Annotated in this window: 19 protein-coding genes and 1 pseudogene; 8 read left to right on the forward strand and 12 right to left on the reverse strand. The window is 71.3% G+C overall.

The annotated features are described in order from the left end of the window. Together KBX53_RS03370 and KBX53_RS03375 are read right to left on the reverse strand one after the other, a co-directional pair. Nucleotides 1-400, reverse strand: a pseudogene (locus KBX53_RS03370) (protein pafC); the annotation flags it as partial. Further along, a complete protein-coding gene (locus KBX53_RS03375) occupies nucleotides 397-1,395 on the reverse strand; it encodes a YafY family protein (RefSeq protein ID WP_030332932.1) in 999 nt (332 codons plus the stop codon). The pseudogene KBX53_RS03370 and the gene KBX53_RS03375, both read right to left, overlap by 4 nt. Before the next feature lie 117 nt (nucleotides 1,396-1,512). Here KBX53_RS03375 and KBX53_RS03380 point away from each other — a divergent pair, with 117 nt between their 5' ends. Both KBX53_RS03380 and KBX53_RS03385 read left to right on the forward strand, forming a co-directional pair. Continuing rightward, nucleotides 1,513-2,481 (forward strand): cation diffusion facilitator family transporter, encoded by a 969-nt coding sequence (locus tag KBX53_RS03380; RefSeq protein WP_210857775.1) that lies wholly within the window; start codon nucleotides 1,513-1,515, stop codon nucleotides 2,479-2,481. Nucleotides 2,482-2,566: 85 nt separating this feature from the next. Continuing rightward, entirely contained in the window at nucleotides 2,567-3,652 is a 1,086-nt protein-coding gene (locus KBX53_RS03385) for a DUF3866 family protein (protein WP_210857776.1), read from the forward strand. Between the two features lie 108 nt (nucleotides 3,653-3,760). Here the strand turns inward: KBX53_RS03385 and KBX53_RS03390 are convergent, their stop codons facing one another. From KBX53_RS03390 to rfbA, 4 genes are all read right to left on the reverse strand, one after another. Beyond that, nucleotides 3,761-3,964 carry a hypothetical protein gene (locus KBX53_RS03390; protein ID WP_210857777.1) on the reverse strand — a complete coding sequence of 68 codons (204 nt, stop codon included), beginning with the start codon at nucleotides 3,962-3,964 and terminating at the stop codon, nucleotides 3,761-3,763. A 79-nt stretch (nucleotides 3,965-4,043) separates the two neighbouring features. Next, on the reverse strand, nucleotides 4,044-5,402 hold the full coding sequence (gene pafA, locus KBX53_RS03395) for a Pup--protein ligase (RefSeq protein WP_030332925.1): 1,359 nt from the start codon (nucleotides 5,400-5,402) through the stop codon (nucleotides 4,044-4,046). 68 nt (nucleotides 5,403-5,470) lie between these two features. Then, the gene (rfbC, locus tag KBX53_RS03400) at nucleotides 5,471-6,094 is read right to left on the reverse strand and encodes a dTDP-4-dehydrorhamnose 3,5-epimerase (RefSeq protein WP_030332924.1); all 624 of its coding nucleotides are present in this window, start codon (nucleotides 6,092-6,094) and stop codon (nucleotides 5,471-5,473) included. Further along, nucleotides 6,091-6,981, reverse strand: coding sequence for a glucose-1-phosphate thymidylyltransferase RfbA (gene rfbA / locus KBX53_RS03405; RefSeq protein WP_210857778.1), 891 nt, complete (start codon nucleotides 6,979-6,981; stop codon nucleotides 6,091-6,093). Before rfbA ends, rfbC begins: the two co-directional genes overlap by 4 nt. 85 nt (nucleotides 6,982-7,066) lie before the next feature. On the opposite strand from rfbA, the gene rfbB reads away from it, so the two are divergent. Genes rfbB through KBX53_RS03435 form a run of 6 tightly spaced genes read left to right on the forward strand, consistent with a single transcriptional unit; the run spans nucleotide 7,067 to nucleotide 12,349 of the window. After that, on the forward strand, nucleotides 7,067-8,068 hold the full coding sequence (gene rfbB / locus KBX53_RS03410; RefSeq protein ID WP_030332920.1) for a dTDP-glucose 4,6-dehydratase: 1,002 nt from the start codon (nucleotides 7,067-7,069) through the stop codon (nucleotides 8,066-8,068). Next, entirely contained in the window at nucleotides 8,065-8,952 is an 888-nt protein-coding gene (gene rfbD / locus KBX53_RS03415; RefSeq protein ID WP_030332918.1) for a dTDP-4-dehydrorhamnose reductase, read from the forward strand. Before rfbB ends, rfbD begins: the two co-directional genes overlap by 4 nt. Beyond that, nucleotides 8,949-9,320: a DUF2304 domain-containing protein gene (locus KBX53_RS03420; RefSeq protein WP_030332916.1), complete on the forward strand. Its 372-nt coding sequence runs from the start codon at nucleotides 8,949-8,951 to the stop codon at nucleotides 9,318-9,320. The genes rfbD and KBX53_RS03420 overlap by 4 nt, the downstream gene beginning before the upstream one ends. Beyond that, on the forward strand, nucleotides 9,313-10,014 hold the full coding sequence (locus tag KBX53_RS03425) for a glycosyltransferase family 2 protein (RefSeq protein WP_210857779.1): 702 nt from the start codon (nucleotides 9,313-9,315) through the stop codon (nucleotides 10,012-10,014). The genes KBX53_RS03420 and KBX53_RS03425 overlap by 8 nt, the downstream gene beginning before the upstream one ends. Further along, the gene (locus KBX53_RS03430; RefSeq protein ID WP_309140704.1) at nucleotides 10,011-11,324 is read left to right on the forward strand and encodes a polysaccharide biosynthesis protein; all 1,314 of its coding nucleotides are present in this window, start codon (nucleotides 10,011-10,013) and stop codon (nucleotides 11,322-11,324) included. Before KBX53_RS03425 ends, KBX53_RS03430 begins: the two co-directional genes overlap by 4 nt. Further along, nucleotides 11,321-12,349 (forward strand): glycosyltransferase family 2 protein, encoded by a 1,029-nt coding sequence (locus tag KBX53_RS03435; RefSeq protein WP_210857780.1) that lies wholly within the window; start codon nucleotides 11,321-11,323, stop codon nucleotides 12,347-12,349. The genes KBX53_RS03430 and KBX53_RS03435 overlap by 4 nt, the downstream gene beginning before the upstream one ends. 61 nt (nucleotides 12,350-12,410) lie before the next feature. Here the strand turns inward: KBX53_RS03435 and prcA are convergent, their stop codons facing one another. The 6 genes from prcA to KBX53_RS03465 form a co-directional block, all read right to left on the reverse strand. Further along, complete coding sequence (prcA, locus tag KBX53_RS03440) at nucleotides 12,411-13,232, reverse strand: proteasome subunit alpha (protein WP_030332908.1); 822 nt, start codon at nucleotides 13,230-13,232, stop codon at nucleotides 12,411-12,413. Between the two features lie 64 nt (nucleotides 13,233-13,296). Beyond that, a complete protein-coding gene (gene prcB, locus KBX53_RS03445) occupies nucleotides 13,297-14,136 on the reverse strand; it encodes a proteasome subunit beta (RefSeq protein WP_030332906.1) in 840 nt (279 codons plus the stop codon). Further along, complete coding sequence (locus KBX53_RS03450) at nucleotides 14,055-14,576, reverse strand: endonuclease VII domain-containing protein (protein ID WP_309140705.1); 522 nt, start codon at nucleotides 14,574-14,576, stop codon at nucleotides 14,055-14,057. Before KBX53_RS03450 ends, prcB begins: the two co-directional genes overlap by 82 nt. 185 nt (nucleotides 14,577-14,761) lie before the next feature. Continuing rightward, a complete protein-coding gene (locus KBX53_RS03455; RefSeq protein ID WP_210857782.1) occupies nucleotides 14,762-14,977 on the reverse strand; it encodes a ubiquitin-like protein Pup in 216 nt (71 codons plus the stop codon). Between the two features lie 104 nt (nucleotides 14,978-15,081). Continuing rightward, nucleotides 15,082-16,599, reverse strand: coding sequence for a depupylase/deamidase Dop (dop, locus tag KBX53_RS03460; RefSeq protein ID WP_036411579.1), 1,518 nt, complete (start codon nucleotides 16,597-16,599; stop codon nucleotides 15,082-15,084). A gap of 141 nt (nucleotides 16,600-16,740) precedes the next feature. Further along, the coding region (locus KBX53_RS03465; protein WP_210857783.1) for a DUF2142 domain-containing protein at nucleotides 16,741-18,037 on the reverse strand (1,297 nt) is incomplete at its 5' end.

An 18,037-nucleotide genomic window follows, 5' to 3' on the forward strand; every position in this document is an offset into this window, starting at 1 on the left:
GGTGGGCGCCTGCGGCCTCGATCTTGGCCAGAGCCCGTTCGACGGCCTCCCGGTTGGCCACCCCGGGCGTCTCGGCCAGCATCCGCAGCGCCACCACCAGAGCGAGGGCCTCGTCGGGCGTCAGCCGCAACGGCCGGTCGATGCCGGCGTCGTAGGTGATGGTCACCCGGTCACCGTCGAACGCCAAGTCGATGAGGTCACCGGGGCCGTACCCGGGCAGCCCGCACACCCAGAGCAGCTCCAGGTCCTCCCGGAGCTGGCGCTCGGTGACGCCCAGGTCACCGGCCGCCTCGGCGATCTCGATGCCGGGCCGGGCCAGCAGGTAGGGCACCAGGTTGAGCAGTCGGGCCAGCCGGTCGGCGGACGCGCGGGAACCGGTGCGGGCGGCCGGGCGGGTCACCGGGCACCTCCGCCCACGGCCAGCTCGTCGTGGCGCACGGCGATCTCCTTGAGTCGTTGGATGACCGCCTCGCGGACCTCCGGTGGGTCCAGCACCCGCACGTCCGGGCCGTAGCCGACGAGATGACCGGCCAACCCGTCCGGCTCCGCGTACGGCAGGACCAGCCGGTCGCCGTCCGGACCGGCGGTCACCTCCAGCGCCCAGCGGCGCAGCCCGGCGGCCCGTCCCGGCGCGGCCAGCACCGTGGCCCGGCCGGTGCGCTCCACCGGACCCGACCAGCGGGCCACGTGGCTGATCAGGTCGACGTTGGCGGGAGGCTCGTACGCGCCGGGGGCGCCGGTCACCCGGACCGCGCCGACGACCCGGGACAGCCGGAAGCAGCGGGTCGCCTCCCGGTCCTGGTCGTGGCCGACCACATACCACCGGCCGCGCCAGCAGACGACGCCCCACGGTTGCAGTCGCCGCCGACTGGGCGCGTCGCGGTCGGGCACCCGGTAGTCGAACCCCACCTCGCGGCGGTCGCGCGCGGCGGCGGTCAGCGGCGCGAACGCCGGGTCGACGGTGACCATCGGCTCCAGGCCGAGGGTCGCCTGCGGGTCCACGTCCACCCCGGCGGCGCGCAGCTTGGCCAGCCCGGACGACGCGGCGGCGGCCAGCCCGGCGTGCTGCCACAGCCGTGCGGCGATGCCGACCGCGGCGGCCTCGTCCGGTTCGAGGAGGATGTCGGGCAGCGCGTACTCGCGGTGGGCGATCCGGTAGCCGGGCTCGGCGTCGAAGGCGCTCGCCGTGCCGGTCTCCAGTGGGACACCCAACTCGCGCAGCTCGGCCTTGTCCCGTTCGAACTTGCGCTGGAACGCCTCGTGGTCGCGCGCGTCGTCAGGATCGTGCTCGTAACCGGGCACGGTCGCGGCGATCTGCGCGGCGGTCAGGAACCGTCGCGTGGACAGCAGGCAGATCACCAGGTTGACCAGGCGTTCGGTGCGGGTCCGCGACACGCGGTAGACGCTAGCAGCCGACGCGCCCACACCGTGCACCCACGCGGGCGTGCCGCACACATGTTCGGATCGGGTCTCCCCCGGCGCGTCGCCGTCCGCGGTCATAGGGTGATCCTCATGTCGGCACCGGAGGCCAGGCCCGCGAGCGAGAGCGTCGGCACCGTCGTCGTCGCCGGCGCCGCCAACCTCGCCATCGCGGTGGCCAAACTGATCGCCGGGGTGATCTCCGGATCCGCCGCGATGCTCTCCGAGGCGGCGCACTCGGTGGCCGACACCACCACCGAGGTGCTGCTCTTCCAGGCGCTGCGCCGCGGCGCCCGCCCGGCCGACCAGCGACACCCCTTCGGGTACGGCAAGGAGAGCTACGTCTGGGCGTTCTTCGCGGCGATGTTCACGTTCGTCGCAGGCGCCGGTTTCGCCGTCACCCACGGCGTCACCACGATCCTGGTGCACAAGCACAGCGGCGACTACCTGATCTCGTACATCGTGCTCGGGGTGTCGTTCGTCATCGAGTCGATCTCCCTGGCCCGCGCGGTGCGCCAGGTCCGCCGCGAGTCGCGACGCTGGCGGACCACGCCTCGGCGGTTTCTGCGGCTGACCGCCGACACCACCGTCAAGGCGGTCTTCCTGGAGGACAGCGCGGCCCTGATCGGTCTGGTGCTGGCCGGGCTCGGCGTCGGTCTGTCGCACGCCACCGGCGACGAGGTGTGGGACGGCGTGGCGTCGATCCTGATCGGCCTGCTGCTGCTGACCGTCGCCGGGATCCTCGCCAGCAACAACCTGTCGCTGCTGGTCGGCCGGGCCGTGCCGGAACGGCTGCGCCGCGAGATCGAGCAGGAGCTGGCCGGGCTGCCCGAGGTGGAGCGCATCGACACCCTGTTGACCATGCAGCTCGGCCCGGACGACATCCTGGTCGCCGCGAAGGTCGACTTCCGCGACGAGGCCACCGGCGCGCAGATCGAGACCGCCGCCGACGAGGCCGAACGACGGCTCACCGGCCGCTACCCGGAGATCCGGTTCGTCTTCCTCGACCCCACCCGCTCGCTGCCCGGGGCCACCGGCACCGCCCGGCACACCCAGGCCTGACCGAGCCCGGACGCCGGCGGCGCCGAGTCCACCTGAACCGCACCCGGGCGCGGGCCGCCGGGCCCGCGCGGCTAGCGTGCCCGTCATGGTGCGATGGCGTACGGGGACGGTGGCGACGCTGCGACGGCAGTGGACCGGGGCGGTGGAGCTGGACGTCGACCTGCCCGACGGCACACGGATGCGCGCGCTGGCCTACCCGGAGCTGGTCGGCACGCCCGAGCCGGGCGACCGGGTGCTGCTCAACGCCGGCGCGCTGCTGATGGGGTTGGGCACCGGCGGGTACGCCCTGGTGGTCGCCCTGCCGGACCGGCTGCCCCCGGACCCGCCGGAGGTCGCCGACACCCGCGACGCCGGGCACCTGGTGAAGGCCCGCTACACCCCGTTGCAGCCGATCCTGCTCGGTGTCGACGAGGAGGCGTCCCCGCACCGCGACGTGCTGGCCGACGCGGACGACCTGGGCGGCCTGCCGGTGGTCACCGCCGATCTGCACTCGGCGCTGCCGGCGATCCTGGCCGGCATCCGGGCCGACGCCCCGCGGGCGCGGGTGGCGTACCTGCTCACCGACGGTGGCGCGCTGCCCGCCTGGTTCTCCCGCACCCTCGCCGGGCTGCGGTCCGAGCTGGTCGGCACGATCACGGTCGGGCAGGCGTTCGGCGGCGACCTGGAGGCCACCACAGTGCACGGCGGTCTGCTCGCCGCCCGGCACGTGCTCCACGCGGACCTGGCGATCGTGGCTCAGGGGCCCGGCAACCTGGGCACCGGCACCCGCTGGGGTTTCTCCGGCGTCGCGGTCGGCGAGGCGGTCAACGCGGTCGCCACGCTGGGCGGGCGGCCGGTCGGGTCGTTGCGCATCTCCGACGCCGACCCCCGTCCCCGGCACCGGGGCGTGTCACACCACAGCCTCACCGCGTACGGCCGGGTGGCGCTCGCCCCGGCGGAGCTGGTGGTGCCCGAGGACCTGGCCCCGTCGCTCGCGGCCGAGGTGCACGCGGCGCTGGCGCCCCTGGCGGCCCGGCACACGATCGTGCGGGTAGGCACCGACGGTCTCGACGCCGCGCTGCGGGCCAGCGTCGTGCCGCTGTCCACCATGGGCCGTGGCCTCGACGCCGACCACGCCTACTTCCTGTCCGCAGCCGCCGCCGGCCGCCACGCCACAACCCTCCTCCCCTGATCGGCCCGGCCCGGCCCTGGTGATCATGAAGTGCCCGCCGCCTCGGCGTGTCGGGGCAACAACTTCATGATCAACGCGGGCGACGGCGCGGGGCCGGAGCGCTGGGGGTTAGGCGAGGAAGATCAGGGCCAGCCAGCCGCCCACGATGAGGGCCAGGGCCAGGGCCAGCACCCAGGTCGGCACCGTGTAGTCACCGCGCCGGTTACGGTCGATCTCGGCCCGGATCTTCTCCCGCCGGCGTTCGATCCAGTTCTGCCGCTCGGTGCCGCGCTCGGGGCGCTCGGAACGGTCGGAAGGTCCAGAAGTCGTCATGGCGCGCTCAGCTTAACCGCTCGGCGCGCCGGGCCGACCGGCCCCGTCGGCGCAGCGCACCGCCGGGGCCGGTAACCCGTCACATGCTGGCGATCAGTCGCTCCACCCGCTCGTCGTACGCCCGGAACGGGTCCTTGCACAACACGGTGCGCTGCGCCTGGTCGTTGAGCTTCAGGTGCACCCAGTCGACGGTGAAGTCGCGGCGCTTCTCCTGGGCGTGCCGGATGAACTCGCCCCGCAGCCGGGCCCGGGTGGTCTGCGGCGGGGTCTCCTTGGCCTCGAAGATCTCCGGGTCGGTGGCCACCCGGTCGACGTCACCGCGGCGCTCCAGCAGCCCGTAGAGGCCCCGGCCGCGACGCACGTCGTGGTAGGCCAGGTCCATCTGCGCCACCCGGGGGTGCGACAACGGCAGATCGTGCTTGCGCTGGTAGCGCTCGATCAACCGCAGCTTGCTGACCCAGTCGATCTCCCGGGAGACCGGTTCCAGGTCACCGGTCTCCACCGCGTTGAGCACCCGCCCCCACAGCTCGACGACCCGCTTGGCGGCCTGGTCGCCGCCGCGCCGCTCGACGAACTCGGTGGCCTTGGCGAGGTATTCCTGCTGGATGTCGAGGGCGCTGACCTCCTTGCCGTTGGCCAGCCGCACCTTGCGCCGCCCGGTGATGTCGTGCGACACCTCCCGGATGGCCCGGATCGGGTTCTCCAGGGACAGGTCGCGCATCACCACCCCGGCCTCGATCATCCGCAGCACGATGTCGGCGGTGCCGACCTTGAGCAGCGTGGTGACCTCGTTCATGTTGGAGTCACCGACGATCACGTGCAGCCGCCGGTAGCGCTCGGCGTCGGCGTGCGGCTCGTCGCGGGTGTTGATGATCGGGCGGCTGCGGGTGGTCGCCGAGGAGACGCCCTCCCAGATGTGCTCGGCCCGCTGCGAGAGGCAGTAGACCGCGCCGCGTGGGGTCTGCAGGACCTTGCCGGCGCCGCAGATCAACTGCCGGGTCACCAGGAACGGGATGAGCACGTCGGCGAGCCGGCCGAACTCGCCGTGCCGGGAGACCAGGTAGTTCTCGTGGCACCCGTACGAGTTGCCGGCCGAGTCGGTGTTGTTCTTGAACAGGTAGATCTCACCCGCGATGCCCTCGTCGTGCAGCCGCTTCTCCGCGTCGACGAGCAGGCCCTCCAGGATCCGCTCGCCGGCCCGGTCGTGGGCGACCAGATCGGTCACCGAGTCGCACTCCGGTGTCGCGTACTCCGGATGCGACCCGACGTCCAGGTAGAGCCGGGCCCCATTGCGCAGGAAGACGTTGCTCGACCGACCCCAGGACACCACGCGCCGGAACAGATACCGCGCGACCTCGTCCGGGGACAGCCGCCGCTGCCCGCGATAGGTGCAGGTGACGCCGTACTCGGTCTCGAGGCCGAAGATTCGCCGCTCCATGGTGTGACATTAGCCGCCTGGGGGCCCGGTTCGTCACTGTCAGACCACAGGTCGTGCCCCGAGCGCTGTCACATACCGGTTGAGTGCGACATTCCGTCCGGGCCGAGGCTCGCCACGAACCGCCGGCAGCTGTCGTACTCCGGGAGCAGACCCCGCTCGCGCGCCTGGGCGAGGGTCGGCGCCGCGTCGTCACGCGCGGACAGCAACGGAACCTCCGCCGGCCACTCGATGCCCAACTCCTCGTCCAGCGGGTGCACCGCGTGCTCGCCGGTCGGGTTGTAGGTGGCCGAGCAGAGATAGCTCAACGTCGCGTCGTCGGTCAACGCGCAGAACCCGTGCCCCAGCCCCTCGCTGAGGTAGACCGCCCGACGGTCGGTGTCGTCCAGCCGGACGCCCTCCCACCGGCCGAAGGTCGGCGAACCCACCCGCAGGTCCACGATCACGTCGAGGACCGCGCCCCGCACACAGGTCACGTACTTGGCCTGCCCGGGCGGGACATCGGCGAAGTGCACGCCGCGCACCACGCCACGCGCGGACACCGACAGGTTGGCCTGGGCCAGTCGCAGCGGATGCCCCACCGCCTCGGCGAGCTTGTCGAAGCGGTACCACTCCATGAACATGCCACGCGGGTCACCGTGCTGCTGGGGGGTGATCTCCCAGGCGCCCTCGATGCCCAACTCCCGGATCTTCACCAGGAACCCCCGTCGCGCTCAGCCTGCTCACTGAGCAGCCGGAGCAGGTAGTCGCCGTAGCCGCTCTTGGTCAGCGGCTCGGCCAGCGCGCGCAGCTGCGCGTCGTCGATCAGGCCGGCCCGCCAGGCGACCTCCTCGACACAACCGATCTTGAGGCCCTGCCGTTCCTCGACCACCCGGACGAACTCGGCGGCCTGCATCATCGAGGTGAACGTGCCGGTGTCCAGCCAGGCGGTGCCCCGATCCAGCACCGTCACCGACAGTTCGCCCCACTCCCGGTACGCCTCGTTGACCGCCGTGATCTCCAGCTCGCCGCGCGCGCTCGGGGTGAGCTTGCGCGCGATGTCGACCACCCGGTTGTCGTAGAAGTACAGGCCGGGCACCGCGAACCGGGACTTCGGCCGGGCCGGCTTCTCCTCGATCGAGAGCACCCGGCCATCGGCGTCGAAGTCGACCACGCCGTACTCCTGCGGGTTGGCCACCTGATAGGCGAACACCCGCCCGCCGACCAGGTCACCGTGGTCGGCGAGCTGCCGTCCCAGGCCCACACCGTGGAAGATGTTGTCGCCGAGGACCAGCGCCACCGACGCGTCGCCGATGAAGTCCGCGCCGAGGATGAACGCCTGCGCGATGCCCTCCGGGCGTTCCTGGCTGGCGTACTCCAGCCGCAGCCCGAACTGGCTGCCGTCGCCGAGCAGGCGACGGAACTGGTCCTGGTCGTCCGGAGTCGTGATCACCAGGATCTCCCGGACCCCGGCCATCACCAGGGTGGAGAGCGGGTAGTAGATCATCGGCTTGTCGAAGACCGGCATCAGCTGCTTCGAGACCGCCCGGGTGATCGGCCAGAGCCGGGACCCGGTGCCGCCGGCAAGTAGGATTCCGCGCACCGGGGAAGCCTAGCCGCACCCGGACAGGTTGTGCGGGGGTCGCATACCGGGCTTAGCGCCACCCGTCGCGTATACTTCCGGACCCGTGAGGATCCTCGTCACCGGCGGAGCCGGATTCATCGGGTCGGAGTACGTCCGCCTGCTGCTGGGCAAGCCCCTCGGCGGCGCCGACGGCGTGCCGCCGCTCGAGCCGGCCGCCGTGACCGTCCTGGACAAGCTGACCTACTCGGGCAACCTCGCCAACCTCGCGCCCGTCCGCGACGACCCGCGACTGCGGTTCGTGCAGGGCGACATCTGCGACCCGGTCGTGGTCGACGAGGTCGTCGCCGGGCACGACGTGATCGTGCACTTCGCCGCCGAGTCACACGTGGACCGCTCGATCGCCGGCGCCGCGCCGTTCGTCACCACCAACGTGCTGGGCACCCAGACGCTGCTCGACGCGGCGCTGCGCCACGGCACCGGACGATTCGTGCACGTCTCCACCGACGAGGTCTACGGCTCGATTGACGAGGGCTCCTGGACCGAGACCTGGCCCCTGGCCCCCAACTCGCCGTACTCGGCGTCCAAGGCCGGCTCCGACCTGCTGGCGCTGTCGTACCACCGCACCCACGGCATGGACGTGGTCGTCACCCGCTGCTCCAACAACTACGGCCCGTACCAGTTCCCCGAGAAGGTCATCCCGCTGTTCGTCACCAACCTCCTCGACGGCGGCACCGTCCCCCTCTACGGCGACGGTGGCAACATCCGCGACTGGCTGCACGTGCACGACCACTGCCGCGGCATCGCCCTCGTGCAGCAGAAGGGCCGCGCCGGCGAGGTCTACAACATCGGCGGCGGCACCGAACTGACCAACAAGGAACTCACCGGTCTACTCCTGGACGCCTGCGACGCCGGATGGGACCGGGTCGTCCCGGTCACCGACCGCAAGGGCCACGACCGCCGGTACTCGCTCGACATCACCAAGATCAGCGAAGAGCTCGGTTACCACCCCAGCATCACCCTGGACCAGGGCCTCGCTGACACCGTCCGCTGGTATCAGGACAACCGCACGTGGTGGGAACCCCTCAAGTCCGCCCCGGCCGCATGACCCGAATCCTCGTCACCGGCGCGGGCGGAATGCTCGGCCGGGACCTGGTCACCGTGCTGGGAGCACGACCCGACCTCAAGGTGACCGCCGCCACCCGCGCCGACCTGAACGTCACCGACCGCGCGGCGGTGGACGCCGCCGTCGCCGGGCACGACCTGGTGATCAACGCGGCGGCCTGGACCAACGTCGACGCCGCCGAAGCCGACGAGGCCGCAGCGACCGCCGTCAACGGAGGCGCCGTGACCAACCTGGCCGCGGCCTGCGCCGCCGACGGAACCCGACTGATCCAGGTCTCCACCGACTACGTCCTCGCCGGCAACGCGGACACCCCCTACCCGGAGGACGCGCCCACCGCGCCGGTCAACGCGTACGGCCGCAGCAAACTCGTCGGCGAACAGGCCGTCGCGCGCCTCCTGCCCGACACCGGGTACGTGGTACGCACCGCCTGGCTGTACGGCGCCCACGGCCCGAACTTCGTGGCCACCATGCTCCAACTCGCCGCCCACCGCGACCACCTCGACGTGGTCGACGACCAACACGGCCAACCCACCTGGTCCTACGCGCTCGCCCAACGACTCGTCGCGCTCGCCGACGCGGCGGTGGCCGGCAACGCGCCGCCCGGCGTCTACCACGGCACCTGCACCGGGCAGACAACCTGGTACGGGTTGGCCCGCGCCACATTCACGCTGGCCGGGCTGGACCCGGACCGCATTCGACCCACCACCAGCGACCGGTATCCGCGTCCCGCCCCCCGGCCTGCGTACAGTGTGCTAGGGCACAGCCGCTGGGCAGCCGTGGGTCTGCCCCCGCTTCCGGACTGGCACAGCGCCCTGGTTGATGCGTTCCACTCCCCCGCTCCACCCGCCCCGTGGAAGGTCGCATGAAGCTCACCCTCGTCACCGGCCTGACCGGCCTGCTGCTCCTCGGCACCATCGTCGAGCTGCTGCGCCGCCGTCAGCTGCGCGAGAAGTACGGCATGCTCTGGCTCGCCGTACTGGTCGTCGTGATCCCGCTGTCCCTGTTCCCCCGGCTGCTCGACAACGTCGCCGAACTCCTCGGCGTCGCCTCCGGCGTCAGCCTGGTGCTCTTCCTCGGCATCGTCTTCCTGCTGCTCGTGTGCGTGCACCTGAGCTGGGAGGTCAGCGCACTCGAAGAAGAGACCCGCACCCTGGCCGAGGACTTCGCCCTGCTGCGCGCCGAGATCGACGCGGACCGGGCGGCCCGTGACGAACTGGTGTCGACCGATGGTTAACGGCAAACGCACACTGATCATCATCCCGGCGCTCAACGAGGCCGGTTCGATCGCCGACGTCGTCGGCGAGGTCCGCGGCGAACTGCCCGGCGTCGACGTGCTCGTCGTCGACGACGGCTCCACCGACCGCACCGCCGCCGTCGCCACCGCCGCCGGCGCCACAGTCGCGAAACTGCCGTACAACCTCGGCGTCGGCGGGGCCATGCGCCTGGGCTACCGCTACGCCCGCGACCACAACTACGACGTCGCCATCCAGATCGACGCCGACGGCCAGCACGACCCCCGGTACGTGCCGAAGCTCGTCGACCTGCTCGACGACAACGACCTCGTCATCGGCGCCCGCTTCGCCGGCGAGGGCGACTACACCGTCCGCGGCCCCCGCCGCTGGGCGATGGTGATGCTCTCCGCCGTGCTGTCCCGGGTCGCCCACACCAAGCTCACCGACACCACGTCCGGCTTCCGCGCCGCCAACCGGCGGGTCATCGACATGTTCGCCACCTGGTACCCGGCCGAATACCTCGGCGACACCGTGGAGACCCTGGTCCACACCGCCCGCCGCGGATACCGCATCCGGCAGGTGCCCGTCGCCATGCGGAAACGGATGGCCGGCACACCCAGCCACTCCCCCGCCCGGGCGATGATCTACCTCGGCCGCGCGTTCGCCGTCCTCACGCTGGCCCTCATTCGCCGGTGATCCGTCGCCTGCTGCGCCTGATCCCGCCCGGCACCATCGCTGTTGGTGCCGGGCTGGGCCTTCTCGGCCTCGCCTCCTACGTGCACCTCGCGGTCGCCGGCCACAGCCTCAGCACCGCCGACTACTCCGCCCTGTCGGTGCTCTGGTCGATCGTGTTCACCCTCGGCATCGGCGTGTTCATGCCGATCGAACAGGAAGTCGCCCGGATCGTCGCCGCCCGGCACAGCCAGGGGCTGCCCCCGGGACCGGTGCTGGCCCGCGGCGTCACCGTCGCCGCCGTGCTGCTCGCCGTGCTGGTGTCCGCCGTCACCATCGGCCGCCAGCCGCTCGCCGACAAGCTCTTCGCCGGCGACGGCAACCTGGTCACCGTGCTCATCGGCGCACTCGCCGCGATGGCCGTCGCCTACGCCACCCGCGGCGTCCTCTCCGGCCTGCAACTGTTCCCCTGGTACGGCACCCAACTCGGGATCGACGGCGGCCTGCGCATCATCATGGTCGCCCTGCTCGGGCTGGCCGGGGTCACCTCCCCCGTCTGGTACGGGCTCGTACTCGTCGCCGCCCCGCTGGTCAGCGTCCTGGTCACCCTGCCACCGGTGCTGCGCGCCATCGGCGCCGGCCCGCCGGTCGCCTGGGCCACCCTGCTGCGCGGCCTCGGCCTGCTCACCGCCTCGAGCCTGCTCTCCCAGGTCGTGGTGAACATCGGCGTGATCAACGTGCAACTACTCGCGCCCTCCGACGCGGCAGCCGCCGGCGCGCTCCTGAGCGCCCTCGTGCTGGTCCGCATCCCCCTGTTCGTCTTCGGCTCCCTCCAGGCGTCACTACTGCCCGGCCTGGCCACCACCGCCACCACCGGCGACCAGGCCGGCTTCCACAGCCTGCTGCGCCGGGCACTCGGCATCGTCACCGCCCTCGGCCTCGCCGGCGCCCTCGGCGCCGTGCTGCTCGGCCCGTGGCTGGTCGGCGCCCTCTTCGACGCACCCGGCGTTCTCGGCCACGCCGACTTCGCCTGGTTGGCCGCCGCCACCCTCGCCTACCTGTGGGCGATGGTGCTCGGCCAGGCCCTGCTCGCCCTCGACCGGCACCGCGCCCAGGCGCTCGCCTGGACCGCCGGCGTCCCCGCCCTGATCGCCGTCACGCTGATCCCCGCCCCGGTCACCCTGCGAGTCGAGTGGGCGTACACCATCGGGTCCGTCATCGTGGCCGCCACCATGGCGACACTGCTGCTGCGCGGCGGCGCCCACCGACCCACCACCCCCACCCGGCCGCTCGCCGAGGCCGCCGCCCCTGCCGCATCCGGAGGCATCCGATGACCCGCCCACAGGTGACCGCGGTCATGCTCGCCTACGGCGCCGAGCCGTACCTGGTCGACGCCGCCCACGCCGTCCTCGCCAGCACCGACGTCGACATCGAACTGGTCGTCGTCGACAACGGTTGCACCGGCGACGGCATCGACATCGTCAAGGGCTTCCCCCAGGTGCGCGTCGTCCGCCCCGAGCAGAACACCGGCTACTCCGGCGGCTGCCGGATCGGCGCCGCCGAGGCCACCGGAGACTGGCTCGCCTTCGTCAACTCCGACGCCATCGTCGCCCCCGACGCCCTCGCCAAGACGGTGGCGGTCGCCGCCGAACCCGGCGTCGGCGCCGCGATGGCCTCCATCCGGCTCGCCGACACCCCCGAACTGATCAACACCGCCGGCAACCCGCTGCACTTCACCGGCCTGTCCTGGGCCGGCGGCAACGGCGAACCGGCCACCGCCCACGCCGTCCGCACCAGAGTCCCGTCACTCAGCGGCTGCTGCTTCGTGATCAGCCGGCAGCGCTGGCAGGAGCTCGACGGCTTCGCCGAAGAGTACTTCGCCTACCACGAGGACACCGAGCTGAGCCTGCGGCTCTGGCAACGCGGCCTGCGCCTGGAGTACGTCCCCGACGCCGTCGTCCGCCACCACTACGAGTTCTCCCGCAACGACCTGAAGCTCTACCTGGTCGAACGCAACCGGCTGGTCACCCTGCTCACCGCCTACCAGACCCGCACCCTGGTGCTGCTCGCCCCGATGCTGCTGCTCACCGAAGCCGCCATGGTCGCCGCCGCGCTCGCCGGTGGCTGGACCCGGCAGAAGACCCGCGGCTGGGGCTGGCTGTGGCGCAACAGATCCTGGGTGGGTGCCCGCCGCCGTCAACTCCAGGCCGAACGGACCGTACCCGACAGGGTGATCGCCGAGCTGATGACCGCCCGGGTCGCCCCCTCGAACATCGACTCACCCCCCGGCATGGGCGTCTTCAACGCGGTCGCCGCCGGCTACTGGGCCCTCGCCCGGCCGCTGCTCCCCCGCCGCTGACCCACCACACGACAGCGCCGGGGCCCGCTCACGCGGACCCCGGCGCTTCTTGCTCACACGATCAGCTGTCGGCCTGCCCCGGCCGATCCTCCAGGTCCGCGGAGCCCGCCGAACTGGTCGGCTTGCCCGCCTCCCCGGTCGGCACGCTCGGCGTCTCCGGCAGGTCACTCGCCGGCGGTGCCGCCTTCCCGTCCAGCAACGCGGTCAGCGCGGCCCCGGTGATCCGCCGGAACGTCCGGCCGACCCGCTGACGGTCCAGCACCGCCACCTCGAGCTGGTTCGCGGCGATCGTCCGAGCGGCGCCGCCCTCCCCACCGACGCTGCTGAGCGCCTGCACCGCGACCTTCACCGCCTCACCGAGCGACATGTCCGGCCGGTGGTTGGACTTCAGCACACCGGTGATGGCCTCAGCCTGACCACCCATCGCCATCCGCCCCGGCTCGTCATTGACCGAACCGTCGTAGGTGAGCCGGTACAACTCGTCATCGGCGGGGGTGGCCCCGACCTCCGCCACACAGATCTCCACCTCGAACGGCTTCGACTGCTCGGTGAAGATCGCACCAAGGGTCTGCGCGAACGCGTTGGCCAGGGCCCGACCGGTGACGTCCCGGCGGTCGTAGCTGAGCCCGTTCAGGTCGGCCATCCGCACGCCGGCCCGCCGCAGGTTCTCGAACTCGTTGTACCGGCCGACCGCGGCGAAGCCGATCCGGTCGTAGATCTCACTGACCTTGTGCAGGGCGCTGGAGAGGTTCTCCGCGACGAAGAGCACCCCGCCGGAGTAGCTCAGGACCACGGCGCTGCGCCCGCGAGCGATGCCCTTACGGGCCAGCTCGGAGCGGTCACGCATGATCTGTTCGGGCGAGGCGTAGAACTGCATGGCCACGGCGGCGGTTCTCCTAACGGGGCTGTGCTGACGACTGCTGGCAGGTGGGGGTGGGCGGGCGGGCCTAGCCGCCCGGGTTTTCCATCCGGCCGGCGACCACGCCCTCGGCGATCGTCGCCGTCTCGGCGTCGGTGAGCCGGTAGGTGCCCTCGGCAGTCGCCGTCATCACCACTGGGTAGATCCGGCGTGTCAGGTCGGGCCCACCGGTCGCGGTGTCGTCATCGGCCGCGTCGTAGAGCGCCTCGACCGCCAGCCGCGTCGCGTCCTCGACGGACAACCCGGCCCGGAACCGCTTCTTCAACGCGGACTTGGCGAACAACGACCCGGACCCGATCGCGTCGTAGCCGGTCTCCTCGTACGGGCCACCGGTCACGTCGAAGCTGAAGATCCGACCGGCCCGCGCCGGGTCGGCGGCGGCCAGGTCGAACCCGGCGAAGAGCGGCACCACGGCCAGCCCCTGCATGGCCGCCCCCAGGTTGCCCCGGATCATCGAGGCCAACCGGTTGGCCTTACCGTCCAACGAGAGCATCGCGCCCTCGATCTTCTCGTAGTGCTCCAGCTCCACCTGGAACAGTCGCATCAGCTCGATGCCGATGCCGGCGGTGCCCGCGATGCCGACCAGCGAGTACGCGTCGGCCGGGTGCACCTTCTCGATGTCACGCTGGGCGATCAGGTTGCCCATGGTGGCCCGTCGGTCGCCCGCCATCACCACACCCTCGGCGGCCGCGATGGCGACGATGGTGGTCGCGTGCGGCGCCAGGTCGGCGGCCATGCCCGGCGGCAGCGGTCGCCGACCGGGCAGCATCTCGGGGGCCACCCGACTCAGAAACGTCGTGAAGGAGGACGTCCCCGCGTTGGTGAACACATCTGGTAGACGCCCGGATGGATCAAAGCCCGCTGCCACGTGGTTCCTCTCAGGTACGTGATCGCCCTGGCCAGCCTCATGGGACTGTCACGGAACTGGCCAAGACCACCGTTGCAGTTGAAGCAGAGTATCCCGCGCACCCATCCGGTGCGATGATCGTGGTCCAGATGTTGCGGGTCGGCGCCGCCACAGATCGCGCAGACCCCGCCCTGCTCGGCCAGGAGCTCCTGAAACTCCTTCTCCCCCACGCCGTACCTCCGCCGCAGGTGGTACTCGCGGTTGCCGCCGTACAGCCGGTCCTTCGTCTCTCTGGTCTTGGCGTTGTGGCAGGGCTTGCAATAGGTCGCGTAACCGGAGGGATCCGCACGGTTGCGGGGGAAGGCTTCGAACGGCTTGGCCGCATCGCAAGCCGGACAGAATCTGTGTCCCTCCGGCACAACTCGGCCAGGGCGCACCGCGCGGTCGAACTTTGCCTTCACTCGACGCGCGTAGCTTGCCTTGGACCGCTCGTTGAAGCAGGGCTTGCAATAGCTGCCCCGCCCATCCGGCCGCTTGGAACTCGCACAGAACTCATCGAGCGGCTTCCATTCGCTGCAGTCTCGGCAGCGACGGAGCCCATCACGATCGTCATTGCTCCGAGCCATGTCCGAATTACCCTATATGTTCACTGACCTCCTTTCTGTACGTAACCCCTCACGAATTCTTCTGCATTTTCTTCGAGGACGGAGTCGATCTCGTCGAGGAGGTCGTCGACGTCCTCGGTGATCTCGGCGTGCCGCTCGGCCACCTCGGGGTTGGCCTCGGTGGTGACGTCCTCGATTTCCTCGCTCTGACGGGACTTGCCGGACTGCGACTGGCCGCCGCTGTCATGAGTGGCCACTGCTGCCTCCTCCACGATCGTCTGCGATGAACTTACCTCGCGCGGGCGACGAAAAGCCCGCCGCGCGCCGGCTTACGGCACACGACGGGCATCCGGGCGCGTCGTCAGCCCCCGGTCAACGTCTCCAGCAGGTCCTTGGCGCTGGCGCAGCGGTCGAACAGCGCACCGACGTGCGCGCGGGTGCCCCGCTCCGGCTCCATCATCGGCACCCGGACGAGCGACTCCCGGCCCACGTCGAAGATCACTGAGTCCCAGCTCGCGGCGACCACCTCGGAGGCGTACTGCGCGAGGCAGCGACCACGGAAGTAGGCCCGGGTGTCCTCCGGGGGCTCGGTCATCGCGGTACGGGTCTCGTCGTCGGTGAGCAGCGTCTTCATCGCCCCCCGGCTGACCAGGCGGTGGTAGAGGCCCTTCTCCGGCCGGACGTCGGAGTACTGCAGGTCGACGAGCTGGAGCTTGTGCGAGCCCCAACCGAGCTTCTCCCGCTCCCGGTAGCCCTCCAGCAGCCGCAGCTTGGCCACCCAGTCCAACTCGTCGGCGCAGAGCATCGGGTCCCGGCCCAGCCGGTCCAGGACGCTCTCCCAGCGGTCGAGCACGTCGACGGTCTGCTCGTCGGCGTCGGTGCCGTACCGGTCCTCGACAAAGGACCGGGCCCGCTCCAGGTAGGCCCACTGCAGGTCCAGCGCGGTGAGCCGACGGCCGTCGCGCAGCCGCATGCGGTGCGTCAGTGAGGGGTCGTGGCTGACGGCGCGCAGCTCGCTGACCGGGTCGGCGATGCCGAGGTCGGCGCCGAGCGCCTTCTCCTCGATCATGGTGAGGATCAGGGCGGTGGTGCCGACCTTGAGGTAGGTGGAGATTTCGGAGAGGTTGGCGTCGCCGATGATGACGTGCAGCCGGCGGTACTTGTCGGCGTCGGCGTGCGGCTCGTCGCGGGTGTTGATGATCGGCCGCTTGAGGGTGGTTTCCAGGCCCACCTCGACCTCGAAGAAGTCGGCGCGTTGGGAGATCTGGAAGCCGCTCTGGCCGCCGTCCTGGCCGATGCCGACGCGGCCGGCGCCGCAGACGATCTGGCGGGTGACGAAGAACGGCGTCAGGTACGCCACGATGTCGGCGAACGGCGTCTGCCGGCGCATCAGGTAGTTCTCGTGGGCACCGTAGCTGGCGCCCTTGTTGTCGGTGTTGTTCTTGTAGAGGTGGATCGGTTGGGTGCCCGGGATGGTGGCGGCCCGGCGGGACGCCTCGGCCATCACCCGCTCGCCGGCCTTGTCCCAGCGCACGATGTCGCGGGGGGTGGTGACCTCCGGGGTGGAGTATTCGGGGTGGGCGTGGTCCACGTAGAGCCGGGCGCCGTTGGTGAGTATCACGTTGGCCAGGCCGAGGTCTTCGTCGGCGAGAGCCTCGGCGGGGTCGTACGCGGCGCCGGAGTAGGTGAAGCCGCGGGCGTCGCGCAGCGGTGACTCTTCCTCGTAGTCCCACCGGGCCCGACCGCCCCGGTTGAGTTCCGGGCGGGCCCCGTAGGCGTTGACCACCTGCGACGAGGTGACCATCGGGTTGGCTCCGGCCTGTCCGGGCACGGAGATGCCGTACTCGACCTCGGTGCCCATGATTCGCCGTACGCTCATGCCGCGCCCCGCTTCAGCTCGCTGACGTACCGGTCCACGCCCCCGCCGGCCGGTGCGTTACCGCTCGATCGGCCCTGCGCTCCAGCCTAGTCCGAATCCGACAGCAACGCCCGCACCGGGCGTGGTCGGCCGGTCGGCCGGTCAGCGAGCATCCGGGGCTGGCTCGGAGATCGCTGACGCCGTCTCGTCGGCCTCGTCGAGGGGGCGCATCGAGACCCGCCAGGCGAGGACGCCGAGCAGTGTCAGCCCGAGCACGCTCGCCAGCAGGGGCGTGATCGAGCCGAGCGGGGGGTGCCAGTCGCCGGCGAAGGGGTTGAAGGTGCGGAAGGTCAGGTATTTGGGCAGCCCGTCCTGCCACCGCACCATCGTCAGGATGAGGACGAAGAGGTGGATCGGCAGGAGCAGGATGACGCTTATTCGGACCAGGGTCCGGCTGCGGGTGGCGTCGAGGCCGCGTTCCTCCCAGACGTACGCGGCGAAGAGCATCACCCCGGCGAGCATCGGCAGCATGTAGCGGCCCTGGGTGACGAACCCGGTCTGCTTGACCAGTGCCACCTGCATCACGGACGGCACCACGGTGCCGGCGACTATCAGGACGAGCAGCCGCCACCGGTCGACCAGCCGGCCGAAGACGAACGCGCCGATCAGTAGTGTCGCGGCGACGAACTGCCAGGTCAGGTAGATCGGCGCGGGCATTCGGGTGTCCAGCCACGAGGTCACGCCGACCATCTGGTCGAGGTAGCCGCGCCACCGGTCGGTTTCGGCGAGGGCGGCCTGGCCGTAGGTGTAGACGTGGCCGCCGTACTTGCCGAGGTCGGAGGTTTTCATCACGACGCCCCAGCCGACCGCGGTGACGGCTGCCACGGCGATGCCGCCGACCCACCACCAGACGGCTTTCTCGCGCACCAGCCGGCCGACGTTGCTCTGCCGCCAGGGGAAGGCGAAGGCGACGAACGCGGCGGCCAGCCAGAGGGGCCCGGTCTGCCGCAGCATGGCGAGCAGCAGTCCGCTGATGCCGGCGAGGATGAGGAGCCCGTGGTGCGGTTTGGGTCGGCGGTCCAGGAACAGCGGGATGGTCGCGGCGAAGAACGCCACGCCGGCGGCGATCTCCACGCCGTTGGGGTTGACGGCGCTGGCCATCTGGGCGGCCATCGGGGTGACGGCGACCAGCAGCCCGGCGATCATCAGACGGCGGCGGGACCAGGTCACCGTCACGACGAACGCGCTGGCGAGCAGCGCCGCGGCGATGCCGGCGCTGATGAACCGGGCGAGCAGCACCCCGGACCAGCCCGGCCAGAGGTCGAGTGGCCAGCCGACCAGGGCGTAGTAGACGGGGTGGTAGCGACCGGCGCCGGTGCCGGCGCGTACGGGGGTGTCGTCGCTGCCCGGTGGGACCGCGCAGGCGGCGGAGACGGCCGGCTTGAACTGCCAGCACTGT

Source organism: Micromonospora sp. M51 (assembly GCF_018070305.1).
Classification (GTDB): domain Bacteria; phylum Actinomycetota; class Actinomycetes; order Mycobacteriales; family Micromonosporaceae; genus Micromonospora; species Micromonospora parva.